Below are 24,203 nucleotides of genomic sequence, written 5' to 3'. Positions count from 1 at the left end.
CTACTAATGAGTTTTAATTCAATCGTTAAAAAGATAAGTCAAGAACAATTTTTTATGCTCTCTATTCTATTGGTGAATGGAGGAAATTATCTGTATAATTTATTGTTAGGAAGAATATTAGGTCCAACACAATTTGCTGATGCAGCTATATTAATCACATTACTTTTAGTGTTGTCTTTTGTAGGAATGACATTTCAGATTGTAACTGCAAAGTATGCTGTATTGTTTGAACAAAATATGTTGCATAATTTTTTAAACTTTATCTTTAAAAACGCTCTTTATATTGGTGTGTTTTTAGGGATATTAGTAGTTGTTTTTAGCAAACAATTACAGGTTCTATTCAACACTAAAACAGCAACTATGTTTGTGGTTTTTGGTGTTGGATTGCCACTGTACTTTATCATGAGTATAAACAGAGGTTTATATCAAGGTAAAAACAAACTTACAAATCTTTCTAAAACCTATTATTTTGAAATGTTTTGTAGGTTATTATTAACCATCGGAATGCTTTATATGCTTCCAGAAATGGAAACTTCAATTGTAATTGCTATAGGGATTTTTATTTCTTTTTTCTTTGGCTTAATTCCTTTTCAAAAAACAATTATTGACAAAGCCGATGTAGATGAAGCAAATTTATTAGAGAAAAAACCTATCATAATTTTCTTTGCTTTGACAGCTTTTTATGAATTAACTCAAATAATAATTAACAACAGTGATATTTTATTAGTTAAACATTATTTTGACAACACGCAAGCTGGTTTATATGCTTCTCTAGCATTAATTGGTAGAGTAGTTTATTTTGTGGCTTGGATGTTTGTAATGTTATTATTACCTAAAGTTATTCAGCAAAAAAAAGACGGTGTTGACACATTACCAATTTTATTAAAATATGTAATGTACATCGTAATACTTTCTACAGTAATTATTCTTGGAGCATTTTTGTTTCCTGAATTAGTTGTTAAATTAATGTTTGGTGAAAAGTATTTGCCCATTGCATTTCTACTTTGGAAATATGCTTTGGCGACTTCAATTTTTGCCGTCGCTAATATTTTTGCTTATTATTTCTTGTCTATAAATCAATATATTCCCGTTGTAATATCCGCTTTTTTGGGAATGACCCAAATTATATTAATAATAATGTTTCACGATTCATTAGAACAAGTTGTTTTAATGCAAATCCTAACAATGGTAATTTTGTTATTGTTTCAATTAATATATTTTTTAGCAAATCATTTTAGAAACCCAAAACTTAAACATACAAACTAACCTCAAATTTAATTTATGAAAGTAGCATTAGTAACTGCGTTTCCTCCAAGTAAGGTTACATTAAATGAATATGGATATCATCTCGCAAAAAACTTTGTTCAAAATGAAGAAGTGTCTGAATTATTATTGTTGTCAGACAAAACGAGTGAACCAAAACAATTAGATTTTGATAAAAAAGAGAAAGTAAAAGTTAGAGATTGCTGGGAGTTTAATAGCTATACATCCTTTTTCTCAATCATTAAAGCTGTTCGTCAAGAAAAGCCAGATTATATTTTGTTTAACTTACAATTTGTAAAATTTGGAGATAAAAAAATTCCTTCAGCTCTAGGTTTATTGTTGCCTATGTTTTTGAGATTATTTGGTTATAAAACGGTTGTATTGTTGCATAACATAATGGAACAAGTAGATTTAGAAAAAGCAGGTTTTACAGAGAGTAAAATTATGCAAGCTATTTATAATTTTATAGGAACTAATTTAACGCGTTGTTTATTAAAAGCTAATAGATTAGCAGTTACAATTCATAAGTATGTTGATATATTAAATGCAAAATATAAAACCAAAAACGTAGTTTTAATTCCACACGGAACTTTTGAAACCATAAAAGAACCAAATTTTGAAGCTAAAACGGGACCAAAACAAATTATGGCTTTTGGAAAATTTGGAACATATAAAAAAGTAGAAATACTTATTGATGCAGTAGAAATAGTTAGAAAAACAAATCCTGAAGCTTTAGAAGTTGTGATTGCAGGAACGGATAGTCCAAATACACCAGGATATTTAGAAAGTGTAAAACAAAAATACAAAGATGTTCCTGGATTAATTTTTACAGGTTATGTTGAAGAAAATGATGTAGAACGCATTTTTACAGATAGTACAATTGTAGTTTTTCCTTATACTTCTACAACAGGAAGTTCAGGAGTTTTACATCAAGCTGGTAGTTACGGAAAAGCTGTTATTATGCCTGATTTAGGTGATTTAGCGCTATTAGTAAAAGATGAAGGCTATAAAGGAGAGTTTTTTGACTCTGAAAGTGCTTCTTCATTAGCAAAAGCAATAGATAAAATTTTATCAAATGATGCTTATAGAATGGAATTAGCCAAAACTAATTATGAAGCAGCAAGCGCATTGTCAATGGATAAAATAATTGACATATATATAAAATGTTTTAAATCAATAAAATAAAACCAAACTAAATAAACTACTATGAAAATTTTAATTATTGATGATCAACAATTGGTATTGTTATCATTAGAAAAAGCTTTAACCGATTTAGGTTATGAAGTACATAGTGCGGAAAATGTTAGTGATGCAATAATATCTTATGATAATTTGCAACCTAACTTAGTTATCGTAGATATTAACTTGTCTGGAAAAACAGATTCATTAGATGCAGTTGAAACTTCATCAGGTTTGGAAGTTGTAAAGTATATTAGACAAGAAAAACAAGATAATACTACAAAAGTAATGGTTTTGTCTGGCAATACTGACGAAGAAATTATTGTTAAAGGCTTTGATTTAGGGATTGATGATTATATGAAAAAGCCATTAAGCCTTAGTGAAATTGGCGCAAGAGTTAAGCGTTTAATAGGTTCAAATTTAAATGTAAAAAGCCCAAATATAACTTCAGAAAAGCCTTCTGAACAATACATTCAAAATAAATGTATTGGAATTGTAATTCCATGTTATAATGAAGAAGAGCGTTTGTTAGGAGAAGAGTTTAAGAGTTTTACCCGAAAAAATTTAGGCTATCATTTGTGTTTTGTAAATGATGGAAGTAAAGACAGAACTTTAGAAGTTTTACATGAATTATCTAAAGGAAGAGAAGACTATATTAGTGTTTACGATTGTGAAAAAAATGGTGGAAAAGCAGAAGCTGTTCGTTTAGGAATGTTGCATTTAGCCAAACAAAGTCAGTTTGATTATATTGGATTTTTAGACGCAGATTTATCTACAAATTTTGATGATTTTGTGGATTTAGCGGATACCATTACAAATTCAAAATACAAATTAGTTTTTGGATCTCGTATGGCTCGAATGGGTGCAGACATAACTAAACAATCAGCAAGAGCAATAATTAGTAAAACCATAAATTTCATCATTAGAAAAATCCTAGGAATGGATATTAATGACACACAATGTGGTGCAAAAATTATGACTAAAGATGTAATTGAAAAAACATTCCAAGAAAAATTTATTACACAATGGATTTTTGATGTAGAAATTTTTATGCGAATGAAAAAAATATATGGTACAAAACAGACTCAAGAACTTATTTTAGAAAAGCCTTTAAATAGATGGATTCATGCAGATGGTTCAAAATTATCTATGAAAGATTCTATAAAGATTGTTGGTCAATTAGGACAAATAGCTGTTCATTATAGATAGTTTATTTTTATTTTAAAAACAAAAACCCGATGACTTAAAAAGTTATCGGGTTTTATATTTTAGCTATAGAAATCACATACTTTTTTTCTGTTTGTCTACAAAACCATCAGCTTGTAATTTTAAAAGTTCCAAAGCTCCTTTTTTCTTGTAATTATAAAGTTCTTTGTCGTCTTTAATGTCTGCATACACTTTATCATAAATTTCTGCATCCGTTTTCTTTTGCAATTCGCTTTGGTATTTGTTTTGAGCTAAAACATTTATGATTCCCATTTCTTTGTCTTCTTGCTTGTAATCATATTCACCTCTTGGAGATAATAATTTGGCAATAATAGGAGAAGTTTCAATAGCCAAAAACAACAACATTATAAAAAATGAAGGTAACCAAGGCAATTTGTCTAAGGCATTGATTCGCGCCATTAAACCATCAAAGCCATCAATGATTGGTTGTGTTTCTATTATCTTTTTATCCAAATCTATTTGAAGTAATTTTGCTTTTGCTTCTAAATCAGTAATTTTTGCTTGATTAGTTGTTTTTAAAGCTGCTAAATCTTGTAAACCAGCATCATGTTTATCGCGTTTTTCTTTGTAAACAGGACCTTTTCCTAATTTTTTTGTTCCTGAAGTTCCTTCTGCTTCTGTGATGTAAACTGCGTATAAATCGTTTACTTCTTTTTCTTTTTTAGTAATGTCAGATTTTAAACTATCAATTTGAGCTTTGTTTTTGTCTATATCGGTTTGAAAATAATTGGCAACTTCTTTTTTGTTGGCTAACATCATAGCATTTTTTTCTTTCAATAAAACGGTGTTGATTTCTTTTTCAAATATTTTGATTTCTAAAGGTTTTGAAATTACAATTGCAATAATCACAGCTAATATAATTCGTGGAGTTGCCTGAATGAATTCATCCATAAAATTATCTCGTTTCTTGATTGTTGAAACGATAAATCTATCTAAATTAAATATAAGTGAACCCCAAATTAATCCAAAAAAAACGGCAACATAATAATCGTCAAAAACGGTGTAAAGAGCATACGAACCAGCCAAGAAAGCCATAACTGCTGTAAAAAAAACAGTGGCTCCAATTCCGGCATATTTGTTTTGTTCTCCATCGGAACAATTTTGCACAATGTCTTTATCGACACCAGAACAAAGAATAAAAAAACGTTTTAACATAGTGATTGATTTTTACTGAAACAAGTTCAGTAGGATTGATTGATGATGATTAGTACAATTTTAACGCCAAAAGTTACGAGATGTTGTAAATTGTTGATAACTTGTTTTATGGAAACAAAAATTCCGTTTACTCAATAAAGAATTAACGGAATTTTAAACCTAACAGGTTTTAAAAACCTCTTAGGTTTGTTAAAAAAAATGAATTTATTTTTCCTCAATTATTTCTGTTATTTTTTCTCCTTTTTCATTTACTTGATTTCCCCAACGGTTAAAGTATTCTACTGCACCTTTATCGTTTTTGGAAAAAAAGTAAGTCCCATTATTCATATAAATATAGCCTTCTTTTTTGTCTTTAGTATCAAAATCACTTAATTTATCTACTTTTATAATTTTGGCTTTTTCTATTTCTTCTGAAGTTGCAGTTTTGACTTTAATGTTTTCTGTTTCTAATTTTTCTGTTTTAGGATATAAATTAATTCTTTTTTCACTAACCTCAATTGTCCCATTTATTTTTTCATCATTCTTTTCAAATGCTTTTATAAATCCTTTTTCAGTATATAAGTTTGCTTGATTTTCTTGAGGAAATTTTTTACTTCTTGCATTTTTGTAAACGTGACTATTCATGAAATAAGCAAAATCAGAAGCTTTGTATTTATTTAATTCAGAATTTTTTACGTGATTTCCGTCAATCCAAATTGCATATTTTGTTTGGTTTTTGAATTCTTGAAATTGGGTTTCTGATAGTTTTAATTTTTCGGTTTTTGGCGGTGGTGGTGGAACTCGCATTTTTTGTTCTTCTGTAAGTTCTGTGTATTTTTTATCAACAATGATTTTTCCGTCATGGTCTTTAATAATCACTCTTGTGTTACCATAATAAGTATCTAATTCTTTGTGTGGAAATTCGGGATTTGATTTTATTTTTTCTTGTGCAACTACATCAGTACAAAGAAAATAGATCATTAAGGTCATTAACGGAATAATTCCTGCTTTTTTAATAAAACCAGAAAATTTTGAAGTGGTTTTTGTCATCATAATAAGACGTTTTTTAGTGATTAAATAATTCAAATTACTGGCCAAGTAATAGCTTGCGTTTCCATTTGTATTCAACAATAAAGATTGATAAAATGAAACGTTTTTATGTGTTTTTACAACTTTTTCATCAGCAATAAATTCATGATTCAGTTGAATAGCTTTTTTGTAGAAATAAAATACTGGATTAAACCAAAAGATGATTTTTAAGAGCTCAATTCCTAAAATATCATAACTATGTTTTTGATTTACATGCGTTAATTCGTGTTCGTATAATTCATTTTCAATAGTTCTGTTGTTGTAAGATTCTTTGTTTAGAAATATATAATTTAGAAATGTATGTGGAATTATTTTTTCTTCTAACAAAACTAAAATCGCATTTTCATAAGCTACTTTTTCGTTTGACTGAATTGTTTTCTTGAAATAAAATATGTTTTTCACAAATCTAAATAACAAAACTAATGAGACAATTACATACAAACTCCACAATAGAATAGGAGTGAAGTCAATAGCTTCTTTTATAGGAATATTTTTTCCTGAATCAATAAATACTGGAAAACCTGTTGGCAAAGTTATAGTTTCAATTTCTTGTATAATTTCGATAGAAATAAAAGGAATAATAATCGAGATTATGATTGAAAACAATAAGTAAAATCGATTGAATTGATGCATTTTTTCACGTTCTAAAAATAAATGATAGAAAGCTAAAAACGCAATTAAACTAACAGTTGATTCTAAAAGTAAATTTATCATTTTTTCTTTTTTTGAAGTTCTACATCTATTATTTTCTTTAAATCTTCTAATTCTTTTTCTGATAAATTGGTTGCTGTTGTAAAAAACGAAGCAAATTGAGAAGCCGAATCGTTGAAGAAATTTTTAATTAATCCGTTTACATGTTTTGAAAAATAATCTGATTTTTTGACTAAAGGATAATACTCTCTTGAATTACCATATAAATTATAAGCTATAAATTTTTTGTCACTCATTCTTTTTAACAAAGTTGCAATTGTTGTAGTGGCTGGTTTTGGTTCGGGATAAACTTCTAATAAATCTTTCATGAAAGCTTTTTCTAGTTTCCAAAGGTGTTCCATTAATTGTTCTTCTGTTGTAGATAATTGCATTTTGCTCTATGTTTTTAGAATTAACTCTACAAATGTAGAATAATATTTTAATTCTACAAGTGTAGAGCTAAATTTTAACATAATTTATTATAAACCTCAAAGGTTTTTAAAACCTTTATGGTTTGGTTTTAAAAATATTTATTTGATTTGAAAAGAACTATGCGTTAAGGATAGAAGCAATTGTTTGAGCTCTTTATTGTTTGTGAAAACAATAAAAGCGAGTGCGTATAGCCTGACCTTGTTGTATTCTTATTTTGATTTTAAATATATAGTTGAACAACAAGGTAACGCCCAAATAAAAAAACCGTTTACTCAATTAAGAATAAACGGTTTTTAATTTAAAAATTAGATTTGACTATTTTTTGACTATTTTAAATTCAGTCGATTTGTCTTCTGTAAATGCTTTTACAACATAAACTGAAGCAGCTAAATCAGATAAGTTAATTGTAACTTCGGTATTGTTTGAAGTATTAACTTTTACTCTTCTACCACTTAAATCATAAACTTCAATAGAAGTAATGTTTTGAGAATAGCGAACTGTAAATAGGTCTAAAACAGGGTTTGGATAGTAATTTAATTTTGCTAAATCAAATGTTGCTGTACCTAATGCAGTAACATTTATGCATGTACTTCTAACTGTACAACCATTTTTAGTTACATCAACTGCATAACTTCCAATAGCTGTAACTAAGTAAGATTGAGATGTTGCTCCACTAATTGGAGTAAACGATCCATCACAAAGTAACCATTGGTATGTTGCTCCAGTTTCAGTTGCTGATAATGTATCACCTGATTGCGTAGTTGCATTACTTGGTGAAGCATTGATTGTTAAATTTAATGTTCTTGTAACACAATTTGTAGTAGAAGTATAAGTTCCACCAGTTGTGTAAGTCGTTCCATTAGCAGCCCAAGTATAAGTATCACATGCTGATACAACTTCGTTTGGTAAAGAAGAACTTGTAGTAATTGTTAAATTTAAAGTTTCTGTATTACAACCAGTGACTGATGTATAAACACCAGATGCTGTATATGTTGTTCCATTTTCAGCCCAAGTATATGAATCACAAACTGATACTGTAGTACTATTTGATGTTACAGCATTTACAGTAACATCTGTAGTTGCAGTCCTAGAACAACCGAATGCTGAAGTAGCAGTAGCTGTATATGTAGTTGCAGCAGCAGCCGTAGAAGATTTAAAATAAACCGTTGGTGCATTTGTATTAGCTACATAAGCCACAGTTGCAGCAGCATCTGTATATAAATTAGTTGCTGGAGACCATGTAACATCTGTTGGAAGAGAACTTGTCCAATCAAAAGTAGTATTTAATCTTTTTAAAGATAAAGTTCCAGTTGGGTTAGAAGCTACATATGCATCTGAACTTGCAAATGTAGTTGAAGTAATAGCTGAAACTGTTTTGTTATCAGTAGTTGCTGTGTAATAGGTTGCAGAATTATTTGCAGAATCAGCTCCTGTACTTCTAACATCTACAATAATATTTGAAGTTCCATCCCAAGAATAAGGGGTGTTAAATACTATTGAGTTTGAACCAATTGTTTGATTGTAAGTGGCAGCACTAAATACTTCTGTTAAACCTGTTGGAGTGAAGCCTGTTAGTGTGCTTAAAGCTGTAGATCCTAAATTAACTTTAAAATCTGAAACAAAAGCAGCTGAGCCAATAGAATTAATGTCAAATTTAATACCATTGATATTTCCAGCTTGAACACCAGCAGCATTTAGTTCTGCTTGTGTAAACACCATTTGTAACCAATAATGTTCGTATCTATTGTTAAAAGCTGTTGGATCTGTATTGTTTTCTACTGTTAATGTAGTATCAGTTCCAATAGCTGTAGATCCATTAATTCCAATAGTACCACCAGTAGCAGTTAATGGTTGAATTGCATCAACACAAACTGCAGATGATGCAGGTGAAAAGGTTATAACACTAGGTAAAGGATTTACAGTTACTACAACAGTAGCGCTAGAAACGCATAAACTTCCTGTTGATTGTGATGCATTTAAAGTGTAAGTAGTACTAACTGTAGGATTAAATATCCAACCTGTTGCACTATTACCAGAAACACCTGCACTAGGAGACCAAACATAAGTATCATAATCCGATGCTGTTGATGTTAATGTCACAGCTGATGACGAATCCGATTCACAGATAGTAGTTGTTGAGTTACTTAACGCTAATGTTGGTGGAGTTGTCACTGTGGCAATTACAGGCACACTTTCTGATGAACATGTAGTCTTAACACTCCAGTTGTAGAAATAATAATATGTGGTTGATGTTCCAGATATATAACCAGAAGTTATACTTCCTACTGGACCTAAATTATATGGAAAGCCTCCTAAAGCTGATTCCCTAACCATTCCTACACCAGAGGTAGCTATTAATCTATAGCCAATACCAATAGGTACGTTGAAATTTAAATTTAAGGTATGTTGTAAAGGAGTTGTTGCGTTTCCTGCTGGAACTGCTAAAGTTGTCGTTTGCAATGTAGTTCCGGTGATATTTTGCAAAACTACTGTTACGTTTCCACTAGTTGTAGAATTTAAAAATACATCGACAGAATTTATTAAAAAAGCTTCATTAGCATCGAAAACTAAACCATAATTAGAAGGAGTTGTACCTGCAGTTGTAACTGGCGCTGTTCTTGCTAAACCATTTAAAGTTGACTCAGTTTCAGCGATCGCATAAAAAGTAGTAGTAGCCGAAATACTTGGTGTAGTAAAGTTATTTCCAGAACCTACTAAAGTCCCACCTGTTTGAGCTGTGTACCAATTAACTGAAGCTCCAGTGTTTGGTGTTGCAACTAAATCTACAGTACCTGTACCACATCTTGTGGCTGGTGTTGTAGCGGTAATAGTATTTGTAAAAGTAATTTGAACAGCAATAGAAGTTCCTGTAACAGAACCTGCAGAACAAGTAACTTCACACAAATAATATGTAGCTGTTGTAGGAGAAGTTACTAATGTTGAGTTAGTTGCTCCTGAGATTGAAGTGTATGTTACACCATCAGTAGAAGATTTCCATTGATAAGTAACACCTGATCCACTAGTTGTGTTTTGTAAACTTAAAGTAACACTTTCTCCAAAACAAACTGTACTAGAAGAAGGTACTGTATTTCCTGGTGTTGGAGTTCCGCTACAAGCATTAGAATTAGCAAACGATAAAAAACCTGTATAGTTTGTACTAGTTACGGGAGTGTTAGATTGAATGGTGTTAGGTATTCCAGGAGTAAAAGTAGCTACACTACCAAATGCTGAATTGTAAGCACCTGCTGCTGCAGGAGCTTGTACCGGTATGTTAGTTGCAGTGATTGTTGCATCAGCTAAACGAACATTAATATCTGTAAATGTTCCTGATACTGGTAATGCTTCAAATCTTCTTGTAGTTGAAAGTCCAATAATTGATGCGTCAGATGTACCTGTATTACTTCCAAATGATTCTGCTTTAAATAAAGCAATAGATGTAGTTGCAGGTGCTAAAGCAATAGGTGTATAAATACCAGATTTTCCGATAGGAAATGTTACATAAGTAGTATTTGTATTTGCTGTAGCAATCGACCTAGTTAAAGATCCATTTACATAAGCAGTTTCTGAACCACCTGTTAAAGCTCCAACAGTTGAGGAATTTCCTAATATTAAGTTGTTTACACCCGTTGTTACGATTCCATTTGTTAATGCTAGTGATGAAATTGTTGTAACGTCGCCACCTGAAATTGTAAATCCATTTGTATTATTAAAAACTAAATTATTAATGCTTCTTGTAGAAGGAATTTCAAAACCTGAGGTTCTACTTACACTTTCTTGAGCGTAATTTACCGAATAAGTACCTGTTCCTAAGTTAAACAAAGGTAAAGAGTCAAAGCTTCCACCAGGAGTAGTTAATCCAGCAGAACCAATTTGAGTTACACAGTTTACAGCTAAACCAGTACCAAAAGTTATTTTATTACTATTAGTTACAGTGCCTTGAAATAAGTTTACTCTAGCTAAAATAACTGGATTTACGTGTGTTATTGTTAGACCAGCAGTATTTTGCATGCTTAAACTAGCAATATTTGTTAAAACTGTACCTGATCCTGCTAAAGTTTGAGCAGCGCTTCCTGTAAAGTTTACAAATTGTAATGTTCCTGCAGGTCCTGTTAAGATTCCATTATTAGTGAATGTGTTACCTCTTTGAGAAAAGGTTCCTGCAAGTATATCTAAAATACCGTTTGTATCAATTGTTGTTGTACCATTTGCAATAAGCGTTCCTGTGCTGCTTGCAGATTGAAGTCTTCCTTGAGTTATAATGATATTACCATTAACATTTAAAGTACCCGAAGTAAGCGCTCTAAAAGTTCCTGTATTAGTATTACTAATTGTTAAATTTCCTTTGATAAGTCCAGTTGTACTGGTGGTAAAAGCACTAAATGTAGCAGTACTTGTAGCACTATTATAGGTAAAATTACCAAAATTTTGAGCTGCATTTGTAAGTCCAGTAGAAGTTGTACCTCCTGTAATAAATACATTAGATGATTCTCCCCATGTAGCTAAAGGTATAAATCCATTAGTTGTTGTAAAACTTGAGTGTGTGTAATTACTACCATTAGTAAAGTTAAGCGTTGCCACAGAACCTAATAAACACCCTGAACTACCTAAAATTGTATTATTAACATTACCAGTGCTTGTAACAGTTACCAATGTTCCTGTTCCACCTGTTGTATTTATAGTGTTTGAAGTTGATCCACCAGCAATATATGTTCCAGCAATAGTTCCTGTATTTACAGAACCAGTAAAATTAAAAGCTACTGCATTTGTTGCAGAGGTTAAATTTAAACTACTTCCGGCTTCTAAAAGGAAATCCTCATTTGGGCCACCAGAAATTGTAATTGTTCTTGTAGCAGTTGCGCTTGAAGCTAAAGCAAGATTTGTATTGCTTGTGATTTTTATTTGTCCTACAGTAAAACTTACTCTATCTACAATTATTGATAATGCTCCTCCGGGTGTAGTACCCTCTCCATCGATTATGTGTATGTCTGAATTTGTCCAAGCTGTTGGATTAGAACCTGATCCATCTGCAGAAGTATTCCAGTTAGTAAATAAATCCCAATTTCCACCTGAAGTTCCTGTCCAATAATACGCAGCTGCGGTTAATGTTGCCTGAGTTCCTGTTAAGGGAGTAGATTCTGCTTCAATAATTGAAACTACTCTGTAGTAATAGGTTGTACCTGAAGATAATCCTGTTTGATTTGATGAATAAGCAGTTCCTACACCAGCTGTAGTTGTTGATGCAATATTTGCCCCAATCTGCACAAAATTAATATTATCCGTTGAACGGTAAACTCTAAAAGCCGTTTCATTTGTAGAATTGTCTACCCAATTAACAGTCATTCCTGATTGTGTTACTGCAGTAGCTGAAAAAGTTATAGGTGCTGCGTCAGGAGTCAATGCAACTCGTGATGTAATAGAAATTTCATCTAATGCAGCTGGAGGATTAGCTATGTCTGTAATATCCGATTTCCAACTAAACACCAATCTATATGTGCTTCCTGGCATACCTGAAACCGTAATTGTTTCAGCATTATAAGCTGTTGAATTTAACTTATACATACCTGAAATAGCCCCCGGGCCAGATACTTGAAAAGCAGAACTTACTGAAACGTTGGCAGTTGGTGCTACTAATGAAGTTGTTGTGCCCCAAAATACCTTTAAGTTATCCCAATCTGATGTTGTAGTTCCTTCACCACCAGCTTTCCATTTAAAAGCTAAAGTTACAATTGTTTCACCAGCAGGAATCGTTACATCATAGTACATATGCTGTATAGAGCTGACCTGCGAGTAGGTCCATGTTTGAGTTCCACTAGGAGTCGAACTGATAAAAGCACATCTTGTTCCTGCACTTACTAATGGCGTTGTGCCAGCAATCCAGTTGTCTGTACTTGAATTAACAGCTGTCCAGTTGTTTGCCGCTAGTGTTGTGCCATTTTCAAATCCACCATCACCCGTTGGTGATAATAATGTGGTTTGCGCTTGTGTAAGCCCAAAAGAAAACAATGCTACAAAAACACTAAAAAGAGAAAGATAAATTCTTTTTTTAGTGCTGTACGATGTTTTTTCTTTTGTAAAAGAAATTGTTGAACTCAATGGTAATTGAGAGGCAACGGAATCGTAATTTTTTTTCATATTCGGTAATAATTAGTGTATATCGCAAATGTAATGTTAAATAATTCTCATATTAACAAAGTAAAAAATATATTTTAGTGATTCTTCAGTATCAACGAATACGAACTTTTTTAAATAAATGTTATTTATTTTTAAATAATCACCTTTTTTTTCTTGTAGGAAAATACGATTTATATTTTTGGAATTTGTAACCTTTACTCAAGTATTTGTTAAATATCGAAAAGTAGTAGCGTTAAGTATTACTTCGTATAATTTTATTTTCATACGAGTTCATTGAACTTCGTTTGTGTCTTTTGATTGAACTCTTTAATGTTTGTTAGAGTAATAAAAGTAAGTGCGGATGGCCTTGCCTTGTTGTGTACCTATTGTCAATTTTACTTTGTTGTTGAACAACAAGAGAACTCCAAAAAAAAAAGCCGTTTACTCAATAATGAATAAAGGGCTTTTATGTTTTGAAGTTTCTTAACTACTTTCAGAATAATAAAATTGTGATTATTTAGATAATTCCACAAAATATTTATAAAACAATGGAATAGTTTCAATACCTTTTAAGTAGTTGAAAACGCCAAAATGTTCGTTAGGTGAATGGATGGCATCTGAATCTAAACCAAAGCCCATTAATATCGTTTTTGATTTTAATTCTTTTTCGAATAAGGCTACAATTGGAATACTTCCTCCAGAACGGACAGGAATAGCAGGTTTTCCAAACGTTTCTGTATAAGCCATGTTTGCTGCTTTATATCCAATACTGTCAATTGGTGTAACATAACCTTGTCCACCATGATGAGGTGTTACGGTTACGGAAACAGATTTTGGAGCTATGCTTTCAAAATGATTTTTAAATAATTCTGTGATTTCTTGCCAATCTTGGTTAGGAACTAAACGCATAGATATTTTTGCAAAGGCTTTACTTGCGATAACTGTTTTTGCACCTTCACCAGTATAGCCACCCCAAATTCCGTTTACATCTAAAGTTGGACGGATTGAGTTTCTTTCGTTTGTAGTATAGCCAGCTTCTCCATAAACGTCATCTATGTCTAATGCTTTTTTATAATTTTCTAATGAAAAAGGCGCTTTTGCCATTTCAGCTCTTTCTTCTAATGACAATTCTTCAACTTTATCATAGAAACCTGGAATTGTAATGTGATTGTTTTCATCATGAAGTGAAGCAATCATTTTTGTTAAGACATTAATTGGATTTGCAACTGCTCCTCCATATAAACCAGAATGTAAATCGCGATTTGGACCAGTAACACAAACTTCAACATAACTTAAACCACGTAAACCAGTTGTGATTGATGGTTGATCGTTTGAAATCATACCTGTATCAGAAATTAAGATTACATCATTGGCTAATTTTTCTTGATTGCGTTCTACAAACCAACTTAAACTTTTTGAACCCACTTCTTCTTCACCTTCAATCATGAATTTTACATTGCAAGGCAAACAATCATTGGCAATCATGTATTCGAATGCTTTAACGTGCATGTACATTTGACCTTTGTCATCACAAGCGCCACGAGCAAAAATGGCTCCTTCAGGATGAGTTTCTGTAGTTTTTATTACAGGTTCAAATGGAGGAGAAGTCCATAATTCGATTGGATCTGGTGGTTGCACATCATAATGACCATAAACTAAAATTGTTGGCAAAGATTTGTCGATTATTTTTTCACCGTATACAATTGGATAACCTGGAGTTTCGCACATCTCTACAAAGTCGCAACCTGCTTTTTCTAGACTCGCTTTAACAACATCTGCTGTTGCTATAACATCATGAGAATAAGCACTATCTGCACTTACTGATGGAATTTTTAGTAGTTCGATTAATTCGTTTAGAAAGCGTTCTTTGTTTTCTTGAACGTATTGTTTTATGTTGTTCATTTTGAGGTTTTAATGATAATGTCAAAAATACAAAAAAATAGATCGTAAAAAAATTTACATTTCTTAATTTATATATAAGAATTATTTTTATATTTGCACCCTCATAATACGAGAAACCAATATTCGCGGGTATGGTGAAATTGGTAGACACGCCAGACTTAGGATCTGGTGCCGCAAGGTGTGAAGGTTCGAGTCCTTTTACCCGCACCAAAGCTCAAACGAAAGTTTGGGCTTTTTTTTTGTAAAAATTTTATAAAAAAACAAAACCCTCTAATTTCTTAGAAGGTTTTGCATTTTAAAATAAACTAACTCGACATTTATTTTATTGTTTTATGAATTTTTTAGTGGCTTGATTGTTATTGATGTCAATTACTTTAACTAAATAAATTCCTTTTTGTAAATCTGAAACAGATACTGATTCATCACTAAATTTATTAGTAAATGATTTTACTAGTTGTCCTGTCACGTTATAAATTTCTATTCTTTTTGTGTCTATAGACAATGCAAATGATTCATTAACTGGATTTGGATAAAGAATAAAACTAGTGTCAAAATTAAAATTTTCATTTTTTAAGATTGCAGGTTGGTTTCCATATATTCTGAATCCACCTGAAGGAATATTTATTACGGCAGAAGTACTTGTAACAGTTAAAGGAGAGTTGTCCATTAAATTGTACCAAGTTCCAGTGTAAGGGAAATTAGGAGTCACATCTAGAGCATCAACCGAAAAATTAGCTAAAATCACAACATTTTTTAATTCTGTTGATGCAATTGTATTGTCGAAAACATATATTCTTTGTTTAAAATTATTTCCGTCAGGGCTAATAGTGTAATCACCATTAAAAACGGGTAAATTTTTCTTGAAATCTATAAACTTAGACCAATTATTATATACAACACTACGTGTAGCATCAGTTAGCCAATTATTAGTCCATTGAGGTTGAGGCTTAGTATCTAATTTACAGTTACCTGGTGTTGAATCCGTTTCAGTATTTACACTTCCATTTGAACAAGTATATATTGAATTATTCATGCCTAATTCTCCAAAATGCCAAATCATCTTTGGACCAGGTATTAATAAGCTTGTTGCTCCAATGGCAGACATTCTCATAATAGAATTTGTTAGATTTCCATTAATTGGGCTTGTTCCACTACTATTTCCAAAAGTTATTGCTTCATATACTAACCTATCTTTATCATGACTTTCTGGATATCCAATTAATCTTTTACCAGTAAAGCCTCTACTAACATGTCCCATTCTTGTAATGCTTGCATTCGAAGTGTAACCTAGTTCTAGTTGTTTGTAAGGTTCAAATAATTCACCCCACATTAAAATTCCTTTCCCTTCATTTAAACGATAATTTGCCCATTGTTGTTCTTCATTATCTTGGCCTAAATGTTCGAAAATTACAATGTGAGTTGGATCAAGTGACCAAGAATAATCAGCATAATCTTTTAAAACATCAACTCTGTCTTGTTGGTATGCATTTGTTTGAGAATCACTTCCTGTTGCGTTTTGAGTAAACCCTTTTGTTAAATCCCATCTAAATCCATCAATTTTATATTCTTGAATCCATTGTTTAACTACCCTTTTTACATAGTTTTTTGTTCTTGCTTGTTGGTGATTAAAATCATTTCCAACACTATAACTATGTGTTGCCACTTGGTTAAAATAAGGACTTTCTAAACTTGGGCTGCCCCAACCATCACCATCAGGATCATTCATCCACATTCTTACCATTGGATTTCTTCCAAAAGCATGATTTAATGCAACATCAAGAATTACAGCTATGTTATTTTGATGGCATAAGTCTACAAATTCTTTTAATTTATCACCATTTCCATAAAATTTATCCAATGCCATGTGAAAAGAAGTGTTATAGCCCCAACTTTCATTGCCTTCAAATTCCATCACAGGTAATAATTCAATAGCATTAACTTTTAGGTTTTTGAAATAGTCAATTTTATTAATTAAATCTTGAAAATTCCTATTGGCATCAAAATCTCTAATCAACACTTCATATACTACTAAGTTATCTTTATTTGGTTTAGTAAAATTAGTTACTTGCCAATTATATAGTGTTTGTCCTGTTTTTAATACTGTAACTTCTCTTTCTTGTCCAGCTGGGTAAGTAGGCATATTTGGATATGAAGCAGCTGAAATATAAGGATCATCATAAGGAGACAAAACAAGAGTAGAGTATGGGTCAGCAGTTTTAACCAATAAAGGTGAATTTGCAATAGGAGTTTGATCAACTACCCAATATTGATAAGTTTCAGTTTGACCTGAAGTTAATCCTGTTAATTCTAACCAAAATTTAGTAGAATTAGGATCTTTCTTCATAGCATATGATGCATTGGGTTGCCAATTGTTAAAACTTCCTGCAACATAAACAAAATCTTTATTTGGCGCATCTAATACTAAAGTTGCTTTAGTTGCGTCTGATGAGTTATAGTTAATTCCATCTTCTAAACCTGAAGGTAATGCTTGTGTAGTAATATTTGGATTTACAATTACATTGAAGTTCCTATTTATTACGGTTGAATTTTGTGTAACTACTAATTCATAGTTAGTGTTTTCAGTAATATTTGTATGATTGAAAGAATAACTTGAAGTTGAAGAGTTTGTATTGATTGAAATTCCGTTAGCTATTAAATTATAGGAAGCATTTCCACTTGTATTGGTAGCTGTAATATTTAAATTTCCTCCAGAAGTAATTATGCTTGTACTATTATTAGTTGGAGAAGTTAAATTAACTTGAAAAGTTCCCACGTTAAAAATAAAATCAGAACAACTAGGTGCTTTTTTCATTTCTTGATTTCCTGCAGCATTTCTTAAAACTAAACCAAGTTTAGTAGCATTAATTTGTTGTGTTGTATTCAGATTAAAATAAGTACTTGGTGTAATTGTTATGCTCCAAATTCCGCCACCTTGATTGGTCATTAATCCGATTCCGTCATCTTGTCCCCAGTTTCCAACTACAGTAAATCCGAAAGCATTTGTGTCGTCTCCAATACCTGCATGCATATAAACTTTGGTCGAAGAAGTTGGTATTGAATTACAACTGCTTTGAGCTAAGTTAACTGTAATAGTTATAGGATCAGTTACATTAAAGCTAGAAGGTGTTATGGTTACTTGAGCATTTGATAGAAATGTTATAAAAATAACAAATAATAAGATTATTTTTTTATTCATAGCGATTTATTTATATTAATATGGGCTGTAAAAACAGCCCATATTTGAATTAAAACTTAAACAATTAAATTAAGGTAATTGTTTTTGCTGTTGCATCAATTTTTAATATTCTCATGCCAGTAGGTCCAGTGTATCTAAAATTACTATCACCATCTAAAGCATTTTCAAGTTCAGCACTGATTGTATATCCTTCGTTGATATACCAAGGATAATTTCTATCACCTAGTCCCCAACTATCACCGCCATCATTTCCTAAAAAGACTCTGAAAGATTCTCCAGAAGTAAGTGTTACAGGAACTTCATAGATATTGTCTGAAATTAATGGTAATTCCGTTTCACTGTCATCAGACCAAGACCAGCCTCCTGGAGTTGCAGCTCCAACTAACCAAGTTGATGTTGGTTCGAAACCTGAACTTACTGTACTTCTAGCAACAGTTATTGTTTTTTTATTTTCGTCAATTTTTAATCGATAAGAACCAGGAGTTCCTGTGAATGTGAAATTATTATCTCCATCTCCCGCATCAATAAGTACAGATGAAAATATATATCCTAATCCTTGATAGTAAGGGAAATTTCTTCCTGAATTCCAATCTCCTTCAGTTGTAAAAAATCTAAATGCATCATTAATTAAATCAGTTTTAGCTGTTAGAACATTATTGTTACAATTAAGAGTTAAAGGAGAATTCCATCCCCATCCAGCAGAAGGTATTCCAGCACCTACAGCATACTGACCTAAACAACCAGATGGAGTAACTGTAATAGAAATTACATTTGAAGCCATTGGTGAAAAGCCATTTGCATCAGAAACAATACGTACATCAAAATTGTTGGCAACAAATGGAGTTGCACCCAAATTTAAACAAGCTAGGTTTAATGTACCTTCATCAACTGATAACTGTAGATCACCAACTGTACCTCCTAAAGTTTGTGGAGCAGAAAAATCGCCACCCGAATTATCAATTTCTAATGTGTAGTTTATAACTACATCTCCATTATAATTTGCTTTAGTCCAAACAAATCTATCCGCTTGTAAGCTTTCATTTCCTGGTGATAAAACATATATTGCGCCACTTTCTGGTGCTGTAATTTGAGGTGCGTCAACACCCTCAATTATTGGTCTGTCTTGTACGTCATCTGTGTTACAAGCAATTGTTAATACTGCTAATAAAGCAAAAATTGTTTTTGTTATATTTTTCATTTTTATATATTTTTTAAATTAATAACCTGGATTTTGAATAAATTTTGGATTTAATGAAATAGCATCTTGAGGTATTGGGAATAAGCTTCTATAGGAAGAAGTAGGTGCGCCATTAGCCACATTTCCTTTCCAAGGCCATATATAAGTGCTTCCTGTGAATTGACCAAATCTAATTAAATCGGTTCTTCTATGACCTTCCCAATGTAATTCTCTAGCTCTCTCATCTAAAATGAATTGAAGAGTAACATCACTAATAGAGATATTCCCTGAAGTATTTCCATAAGCTCTTACTCTTAAACTATTTAAGTACCCTAGAGTTGTTGAGGTTATTGTTCCTCCTGTTCTCAATTCACATTCAGCTAACATTAAATAAGCATCTGCTAAACGGAAAATAGGGAAATCAGTATCTGCAAAATCTCCAGCAGCGTCTGAACCAGCAACACCATTTATATCAATGTTTTTCCATTTAGTTACTGCATATCCATCTGTAAACGCACCCACATTAGCAATCTCTAAATTTTGACCAGTTGTGTATAATTGTTTTCTACCATCATTATCCATTCCATTAAATTTGTTAACAAATGCAGAAGTAGTTCTTAACCCAGCCCAACCGCCGTTTACTCCAAAATTTGAAGCAGCCATACTTCCACCAATTGAAGCATGTACTAAATAAGTAGTACCTCCAAAAGTTTTAGTATTTAAACCATCAAAAGCAACAGCATAAATAAATTCATTTTGAGCACCATTTGTACCATTATCTGCTAAAAACAGGTTTGTATAATTTGAGTTTAAAGCATAACTAGTTTGCGTAACTACCTTATTAATGTATGTTAATGCATCTGAGGCCCTGTCAACTCCAATATATACTTTAGCATTTTGATATAATTTTGCTTTTAGCATCCAAGCTGCAGCTCTATCAATTCTATATTTTTCATTTGAATTTGGATCTTTTAAATCTGCTTCAATAGCAGTAAGCTCTTGTTCTATATTAGCAAAAATATCTGCTCTAGTAGCGTAATCAGGTAAATGATAGTCAATAGATGAATCTTCAGTTTCTAATGATCCTGCACCAAATAAATCTACAATATGCCAATTACTCATTGCTCTTAAAAACCTAGCTTCTGCTCTAAAAGTTTTAATTTCTTCACGTAAAGGCCCAGTTACGCCTCTTGAATCTAATTTTTCATCAGTTGTTTGACGTAAAAATTCATTACAATTTGTGACTTGAAATGCTAACCTATAGTACGTCGCTTTTAAAAAACCATCTGATTTTGTCCAAGTATGCCAATGGAAATCTTTGATGGTAGCGTCATTCCAAGCTATAATTGCTTCATCAGTAGTAAGTTCTTGAAGGTTCCAATAGTTTCTAATGTATTGACTAAATCCTTCATCAATTCCTGCAACGTCACCATCACCAGCTGGTCCTTGTTGACCAGTAGTTGCTAAACCAGCATATAATTTAGCCAAATATTGTTTGTATGAAGCGGGATTGCTGTAAAGTTCTTCAGCCGTTTGTCGTGTATCTCCTTCAGGTTTTGTGTCAAGTTCATTAACACAAGAAGAAAAAAGTAATACTCCACAAATTGCAAAAAGACTTAAAAAGTTAATTCTATTTTTTTTCATAATTTTTTATTTAAAAGTTTACATTTAAACCTAAAGTATACATTCTAGGTCTTGGGTAAATATTGTTATCTATACCACCATTAATTTCAGGGTCAATTCCTTTGTATGAAGTAAATAATAATAAATTTTGCCCACCTAATGAAAGTTTAGCATTTGCATTTGTTCCAAGGAATTTTTCGAAATTATATCCAACTGTAACGTTATCTAATCTAATAAATGATGCGTCTTGAATATAATAATCAGATAAATAACGACCAGGATTAGTACTGCTAAAATTAGTATTTAAAACTTCAGTTACTGCATTACTTAAATCAGTATTTCTAATTAGCACTTGATTTTGCCATCCTAAATTTGAATCTACATTATTATAGATATAATTTCCCCAGCTTCCGTGCCATGACATAGACATATCCCAGTTTTTATAAGATAGATTTGTGAATAATCCATAGAAAATATCAGCTGTAGGTTTTTTGTATACATATTGATCATTTGTGTCAATAGAACCATCACCATTTCGGTCAATAAAAACACCATCAATTGGTTGTCCGTTTGCTCCATAAGCTTGTTCGTAAACATAAAATGAGTTTGGTGCGTAACCTTCTTTAATAATTTCCACATTGTTGCCAATACCACCTTGAATACCACCTTGAGGTGATAATAATCCAAAATTAGGAGCTCCATCTATAATTTTTGTAACTTTTGAATTTTGTAAAGTAATATTACCACCAACAGTAAATTCAAAGTCATCTGTTCTAATAGGAATAACTTGAGCTGCAATTTCTATACCTTGACTTTTTGTTTTTCCAATATTATAATTTCCAAAATTAGAAAAACCATAAAAAACAGGATTATTTACATATAATAATAAATCTTTTGTTCTTTTTTCATACAAATCAACCGAACCAGTAAATCTATCTTTGAAAAAACCAAAGTCTAATCCGACATTTCTAGTTTCAGTTTGTTCCCATTTAAGATTTTCATTATATTGTTGAGGTCTTACAGTAGTATAAAAAACAGGAAGTCCATTTCCGTCAACACCTAATTGATATTGTGCTTGGCTATTTGAAATGTTGTAGGTTGCTATAGAAGGGTATGGGTCTCCAATGTCTTGTTGACCAGTAATTCCCCATCCAAAGCGCATTTTTAAACTAGATATTGCTTCTATGTTTTTAATAAAACTCTCTTCTTTTAATTTCCATGCTAAAGCAGCAGAAGGAAAATTACCCCAACGGTTATTTTCGTTAAAACGAGAAGAACCATCTCTTCTTATTGTTGCAGTTAATATGTATTTATCATATAAATTAAAAATTCCTCTTCCAAAAACAGATTGTAAATTTGATTCGCTAAATGTATTTTGACCTGGAGGCGTTACATTATTATTTGTTGAAGTTCCAAAACCAGTATATTGAAAATTTTGATAATTATAACCAGCAGTAAATTCTACTGAACCTTTTATAGCAGCTATATCTTTTTTATAATTAAGATATAAATCCATCAATGTGTTTTTACTAGTGTTTGTAGAGCTATAATAATCTGGAGTATTTTGAGCATATCCATAATCAAGTGAAGAATCGCCATAACTTCTACCTGTTGTGTAGTCATAACCAAAATTGGCTATAGCTTTTAATTCGGGTAAAAAATGTAATTTGTATTCTGTTTGTAAATTTCCTAAACTTCTAAAATGATTACCATAATTATTGTTTTGATTTAATTCTGCCAAAGGGTTTCTTCCGGCTAGAGTGTTAATTTCTCCACTAGGATTGTACCATTGAAAATAAGTTCCATCAGCATTATAAGCATTTTGAGTTGGATCATAAGAAACAGCAGAACCAATAGCGCCTCTATTGCTGTAATTGTTTTTAGTTAATGCAGTTTTGTTATTAAATTGCATTTTTAAATGATTATCAAAGAAATCACCAACAAGTGCTAAAGATGTGGTTGCTCTGTTATAGTTGTCTTTGTTTAATATACCATTCATATCTGTCATACCTAAGGAAGCCCTATAGGTAAGGTTATCTGCACCTCCAGAAAGTGCTATATTATGATCAGTTCCTAATCCATCTCTGTATATTTCATTTTGCCAATTAGTATTAGCAGTTCCTAATAATGCAATTTGATCTGCATTACCGTTTTCAGACACATAAGTTCTAAATTGATCAGCACTTAAAACTTCTGCTTTTTTGTAGATTGAACTGTAAGAAACATTTCCATTATAATTTATCTTTAATTCTCCACTTTTTCCTTTTTTAGTGGTAATAATAATTACTCCATTAGAAGCTCTAGATCCATAAATGGCTGTTGCTGACGCATCTTTTAAAATAGTTACGCTTTCAATGTCGTTTTGATTTATTGTTGCTAACGAGTTTCTTCCACCGGTATTGTCTTCTGCCACTGGTACTCCGTCAATAACAACCAAAGGACTATTATTTGCACTAATTGAAGATCCTTGTCTAATCCTTATTATTGAACCTTCTCCAGGAGCACCTCCGCCATTAGTGATTTGTAAACCTGCTACTTTACCTTGTATCATTTGGTCAACAGCAACTACAGGACCTTTAACAAAGTCTTTAGTAGTAACAGTTGCAACTGAACCAGTAGCATCAGCTTTTTTAACGGTTCCATATCCGATAACAACTACATCAGCTAATTGCTGTGAGTCTTCTAGCATAGTTATGGATACTTCTTTTTGATTGTTGTAAACTAAATCTTGTGTTGTAAATCCTATGTAAGAAAAGGAAACAACATCTCCTTTTTTTAGATTTGTTAGCGTAAAATTACCATCAAAATCTGTTGCAACACCGTTTGATGTGCCTTTAACTACCACACTCACACCAGTTAAAGTTTGCCCTAAATTATCTAAGATAGTACCTTTTAAAGTACTTTGAGCAAAGATGCTAAAAGGTAAAATAAATAGTAGAATGAATAGTTTTTTTTGTATTGTCTTCATACAATTTGTTTAAGTTAGTTTTTGTTAAAATCTGCTTAATAACTTTGCTTCGAATGTTAAATTTATGTAAAATACCGAGATAAAAAAACGACAAACCATTTACACTGTAGCGAAAACGTTGTAGTGTTGAAAACTTTATTAATTTCTGCAATATTCCTTACTAAAATTTTGAATATGAAAAATATAAACTACTTTTAGTGTAATATTAATTG

12 protein-coding genes and 1 tRNA gene are annotated in these 24,203 nt (G+C 31.6%); 4 read left to right on the top strand and 9 right to left on the bottom strand.

What is annotated here, in order from left to right; genetic code table 11:
• Positions 1 to 6: 6 nt before the first annotated feature.
• Genes G507_RS0110605 through G507_RS0110595 form a run of 3 tightly spaced genes read left to right on the top strand, consistent with a single transcriptional unit; the run spans position 7 to position 3,651 of the window.
• Positions 7 to 1,266 (top strand): MATE family efflux transporter, encoded by a 1,260-nt coding sequence (locus G507_RS0110605; RefSeq protein ID WP_026717450.1) that lies wholly within the window; start codon positions 7 to 9, stop codon positions 1,264 to 1,266.
• 15 nt (positions 1,267 to 1,281) lie between these two features.
• Positions 1,282 to 2,448: a glycosyltransferase gene (locus G507_RS16855; RefSeq protein ID WP_035666103.1), complete on the top strand. Its 1,167-nt coding sequence runs from the start codon at positions 1,282 to 1,284 to the stop codon at positions 2,446 to 2,448.
• 21 nt (positions 2,449 to 2,469) lie between these two features.
• Complete coding sequence (locus G507_RS0110595; protein ID WP_026717449.1) at positions 2,470 to 3,651, top strand: glycosyltransferase; 1,182 nt, start codon at positions 2,470 to 2,472, stop codon at positions 3,649 to 3,651.
• Between the two features lie 72 nt (positions 3,652 to 3,723).
• On the opposite strand, the gene G507_RS0110590 is transcribed toward G507_RS0110595, so the two are convergent.
• The 5 genes from G507_RS0110590 to G507_RS0110570 form a co-directional block, all read right to left on the bottom strand.
• Positions 3,724 to 4,824: a DUF4407 domain-containing protein gene (locus G507_RS0110590; RefSeq protein WP_026717448.1), complete on the bottom strand. Its 1,101-nt coding sequence runs from the start codon at positions 4,822 to 4,824 to the stop codon at positions 3,724 to 3,726.
• A 204-nt stretch (positions 4,825 to 5,028) separates the two neighbouring features.
• Positions 5,029 to 6,606 (bottom strand): M56 family metallopeptidase, encoded by a 1,578-nt coding sequence (locus G507_RS16850; protein ID WP_051191621.1) that lies wholly within the window; start codon positions 6,604 to 6,606, stop codon positions 5,029 to 5,031.
• Positions 6,603 to 6,974: a BlaI/MecI/CopY family transcriptional regulator gene (locus G507_RS0110580; protein WP_026717447.1), complete on the bottom strand. Its 372-nt coding sequence runs from the start codon at positions 6,972 to 6,974 to the stop codon at positions 6,603 to 6,605. Before G507_RS0110580 ends, G507_RS16850 begins: the two co-directional genes overlap by 4 nt.
• A 355-nt stretch (positions 6,975 to 7,329) precedes the next feature.
• Positions 7,330 to 13,146 carry an Ig-like domain-containing protein gene (locus G507_RS0110575; RefSeq protein ID WP_026717446.1) on the bottom strand — a complete coding sequence of 1,939 codons (5,817 nt, stop codon included), beginning with the start codon at positions 13,144 to 13,146 and terminating at the stop codon, positions 7,330 to 7,332.
• A 492-nt stretch (positions 13,147 to 13,638) separates the two neighbouring features.
• Positions 13,639 to 15,027, bottom strand: a complete 1,389-nt coding sequence (locus G507_RS0110570; protein WP_026717445.1) for a dipeptidase — start codon at positions 15,025 to 15,027, stop codon at positions 13,639 to 13,641.
• 125 nt (positions 15,028 to 15,152) lie between these two features.
• Here G507_RS0110570 and G507_RS0110565 point away from each other — a divergent pair.
• Positions 15,153 to 15,237, top strand: a tRNA-Leu gene (locus G507_RS0110565).
• Positions 15,238 to 15,349: 112 nt separating this feature from the next.
• Here the strand turns inward: G507_RS0110565 and G507_RS0110560 are convergent.
• The 4 genes from G507_RS0110560 to G507_RS0110545 form a co-directional block, all read right to left on the bottom strand.
• Positions 15,350 to 18,223: an alpha-amylase family glycosyl hydrolase gene (locus tag G507_RS0110560; RefSeq protein WP_026717444.1), complete on the bottom strand. Its 2,874-nt coding sequence runs from the start codon at positions 18,221 to 18,223 to the stop codon at positions 15,350 to 15,352.
• 64 nt (positions 18,224 to 18,287) lie between these two features.
• On the bottom strand, positions 18,288 to 19,421 hold the full coding sequence (locus G507_RS17385; protein WP_051191620.1) for a SusE domain-containing protein: 1,134 nt from the start codon (positions 19,419 to 19,421) through the stop codon (positions 18,288 to 18,290).
• An 18-nt stretch (positions 19,422 to 19,439) separates the two neighbouring features.
• Positions 19,440 to 21,044, bottom strand: coding sequence for a RagB/SusD family nutrient uptake outer membrane protein (locus G507_RS0110550; protein WP_026717443.1), 1,605 nt, complete (start codon positions 21,042 to 21,044; stop codon positions 19,440 to 19,442).
• 10 nt (positions 21,045 to 21,054) lie between these two features.
• Entirely contained in the window at positions 21,055 to 23,991 is a 2,937-nt protein-coding gene (locus G507_RS0110545) for a SusC/RagA family TonB-linked outer membrane protein (protein WP_026717442.1), read from the bottom strand.
• Between the last annotated feature and the right edge of the window lie 212 nt (positions 23,992 to 24,203).

It is taken from the genome of Flavobacterium gelidilacus DSM 15343, assembly GCF_000422685.1.
In the GTDB taxonomy this organism is placed as follows: Bacteria; Bacteroidota; Bacteroidia; order Flavobacteriales; family Flavobacteriaceae; genus Flavobacterium; species Flavobacterium gelidilacus.
This window is presented reverse-complemented; position numbering and strand designations above follow the sequence as displayed.

Excerpts from the sequence above, each read along its gene's own strand:
- G507_RS0110580 (WP_026717447.1), bottom strand. The coding sequence starts at position 6,974 with ATGCAATTATCTACAACAGAAGAACAATTAATGGAACACCTTTGGAAA.
- G507_RS0110550 (WP_026717443.1), bottom strand. The coding sequence starts at position 21,044 with ATGAAAAAAAATAGAATTAACTTTTTAAGTCTTTTTGCAATTTGTGGA.
- G507_RS0110560 (WP_026717444.1), bottom strand. The coding sequence starts at position 18,223 with ATGAATAAAAAAATAATCTTATTATTTGTTATTTTTATAACATTTCTA.
- G507_RS0110590 (WP_026717448.1), bottom strand. The coding sequence starts at position 4,824 with ATGTTAAAACGTTTTTTTATTCTTTGTTCTGGTGTCGATAAAGACATT.
- G507_RS0110605 (WP_026717450.1), top strand. The coding sequence starts at position 7 with ATGAGTTTTAATTCAATCGTTAAAAAGATAAGTCAAGAACAATTTTTT.
- G507_RS0110570 (WP_026717445.1), bottom strand. The coding sequence starts at position 15,027 with ATGAACAACATAAAACAATACGTTCAAGAAAACAAAGAACGCTTTCTA.
- G507_RS0110545 (WP_026717442.1), bottom strand. The coding sequence starts at position 23,991 with ATGAAGACAATACAAAAAAAACTATTCATTCTACTATTTATTTTACCT.
- G507_RS16850 (WP_051191621.1), bottom strand. The coding sequence starts at position 6,606 with ATGATAAATTTACTTTTAGAATCAACTGTTAGTTTAATTGCGTTTTTA.
- G507_RS16855 (WP_035666103.1), top strand. The coding sequence starts at position 1,282 with ATGAAAGTAGCATTAGTAACTGCGTTTCCTCCAAGTAAGGTTACATTA.
- G507_RS17385 (WP_051191620.1), bottom strand. The coding sequence starts at position 19,421 with ATGAAAAATATAACAAAAACAATTTTTGCTTTATTAGCAGTATTAACA.
- G507_RS0110575 (WP_026717446.1), bottom strand. The coding sequence starts at position 13,146 with ATGAAAAAAAATTACGATTCCGTTGCCTCTCAATTACCATTGAGTTCA.
- G507_RS0110595 (WP_026717449.1), top strand. The coding sequence starts at position 2,470 with ATGAAAATTTTAATTATTGATGATCAACAATTGGTATTGTTATCATTA.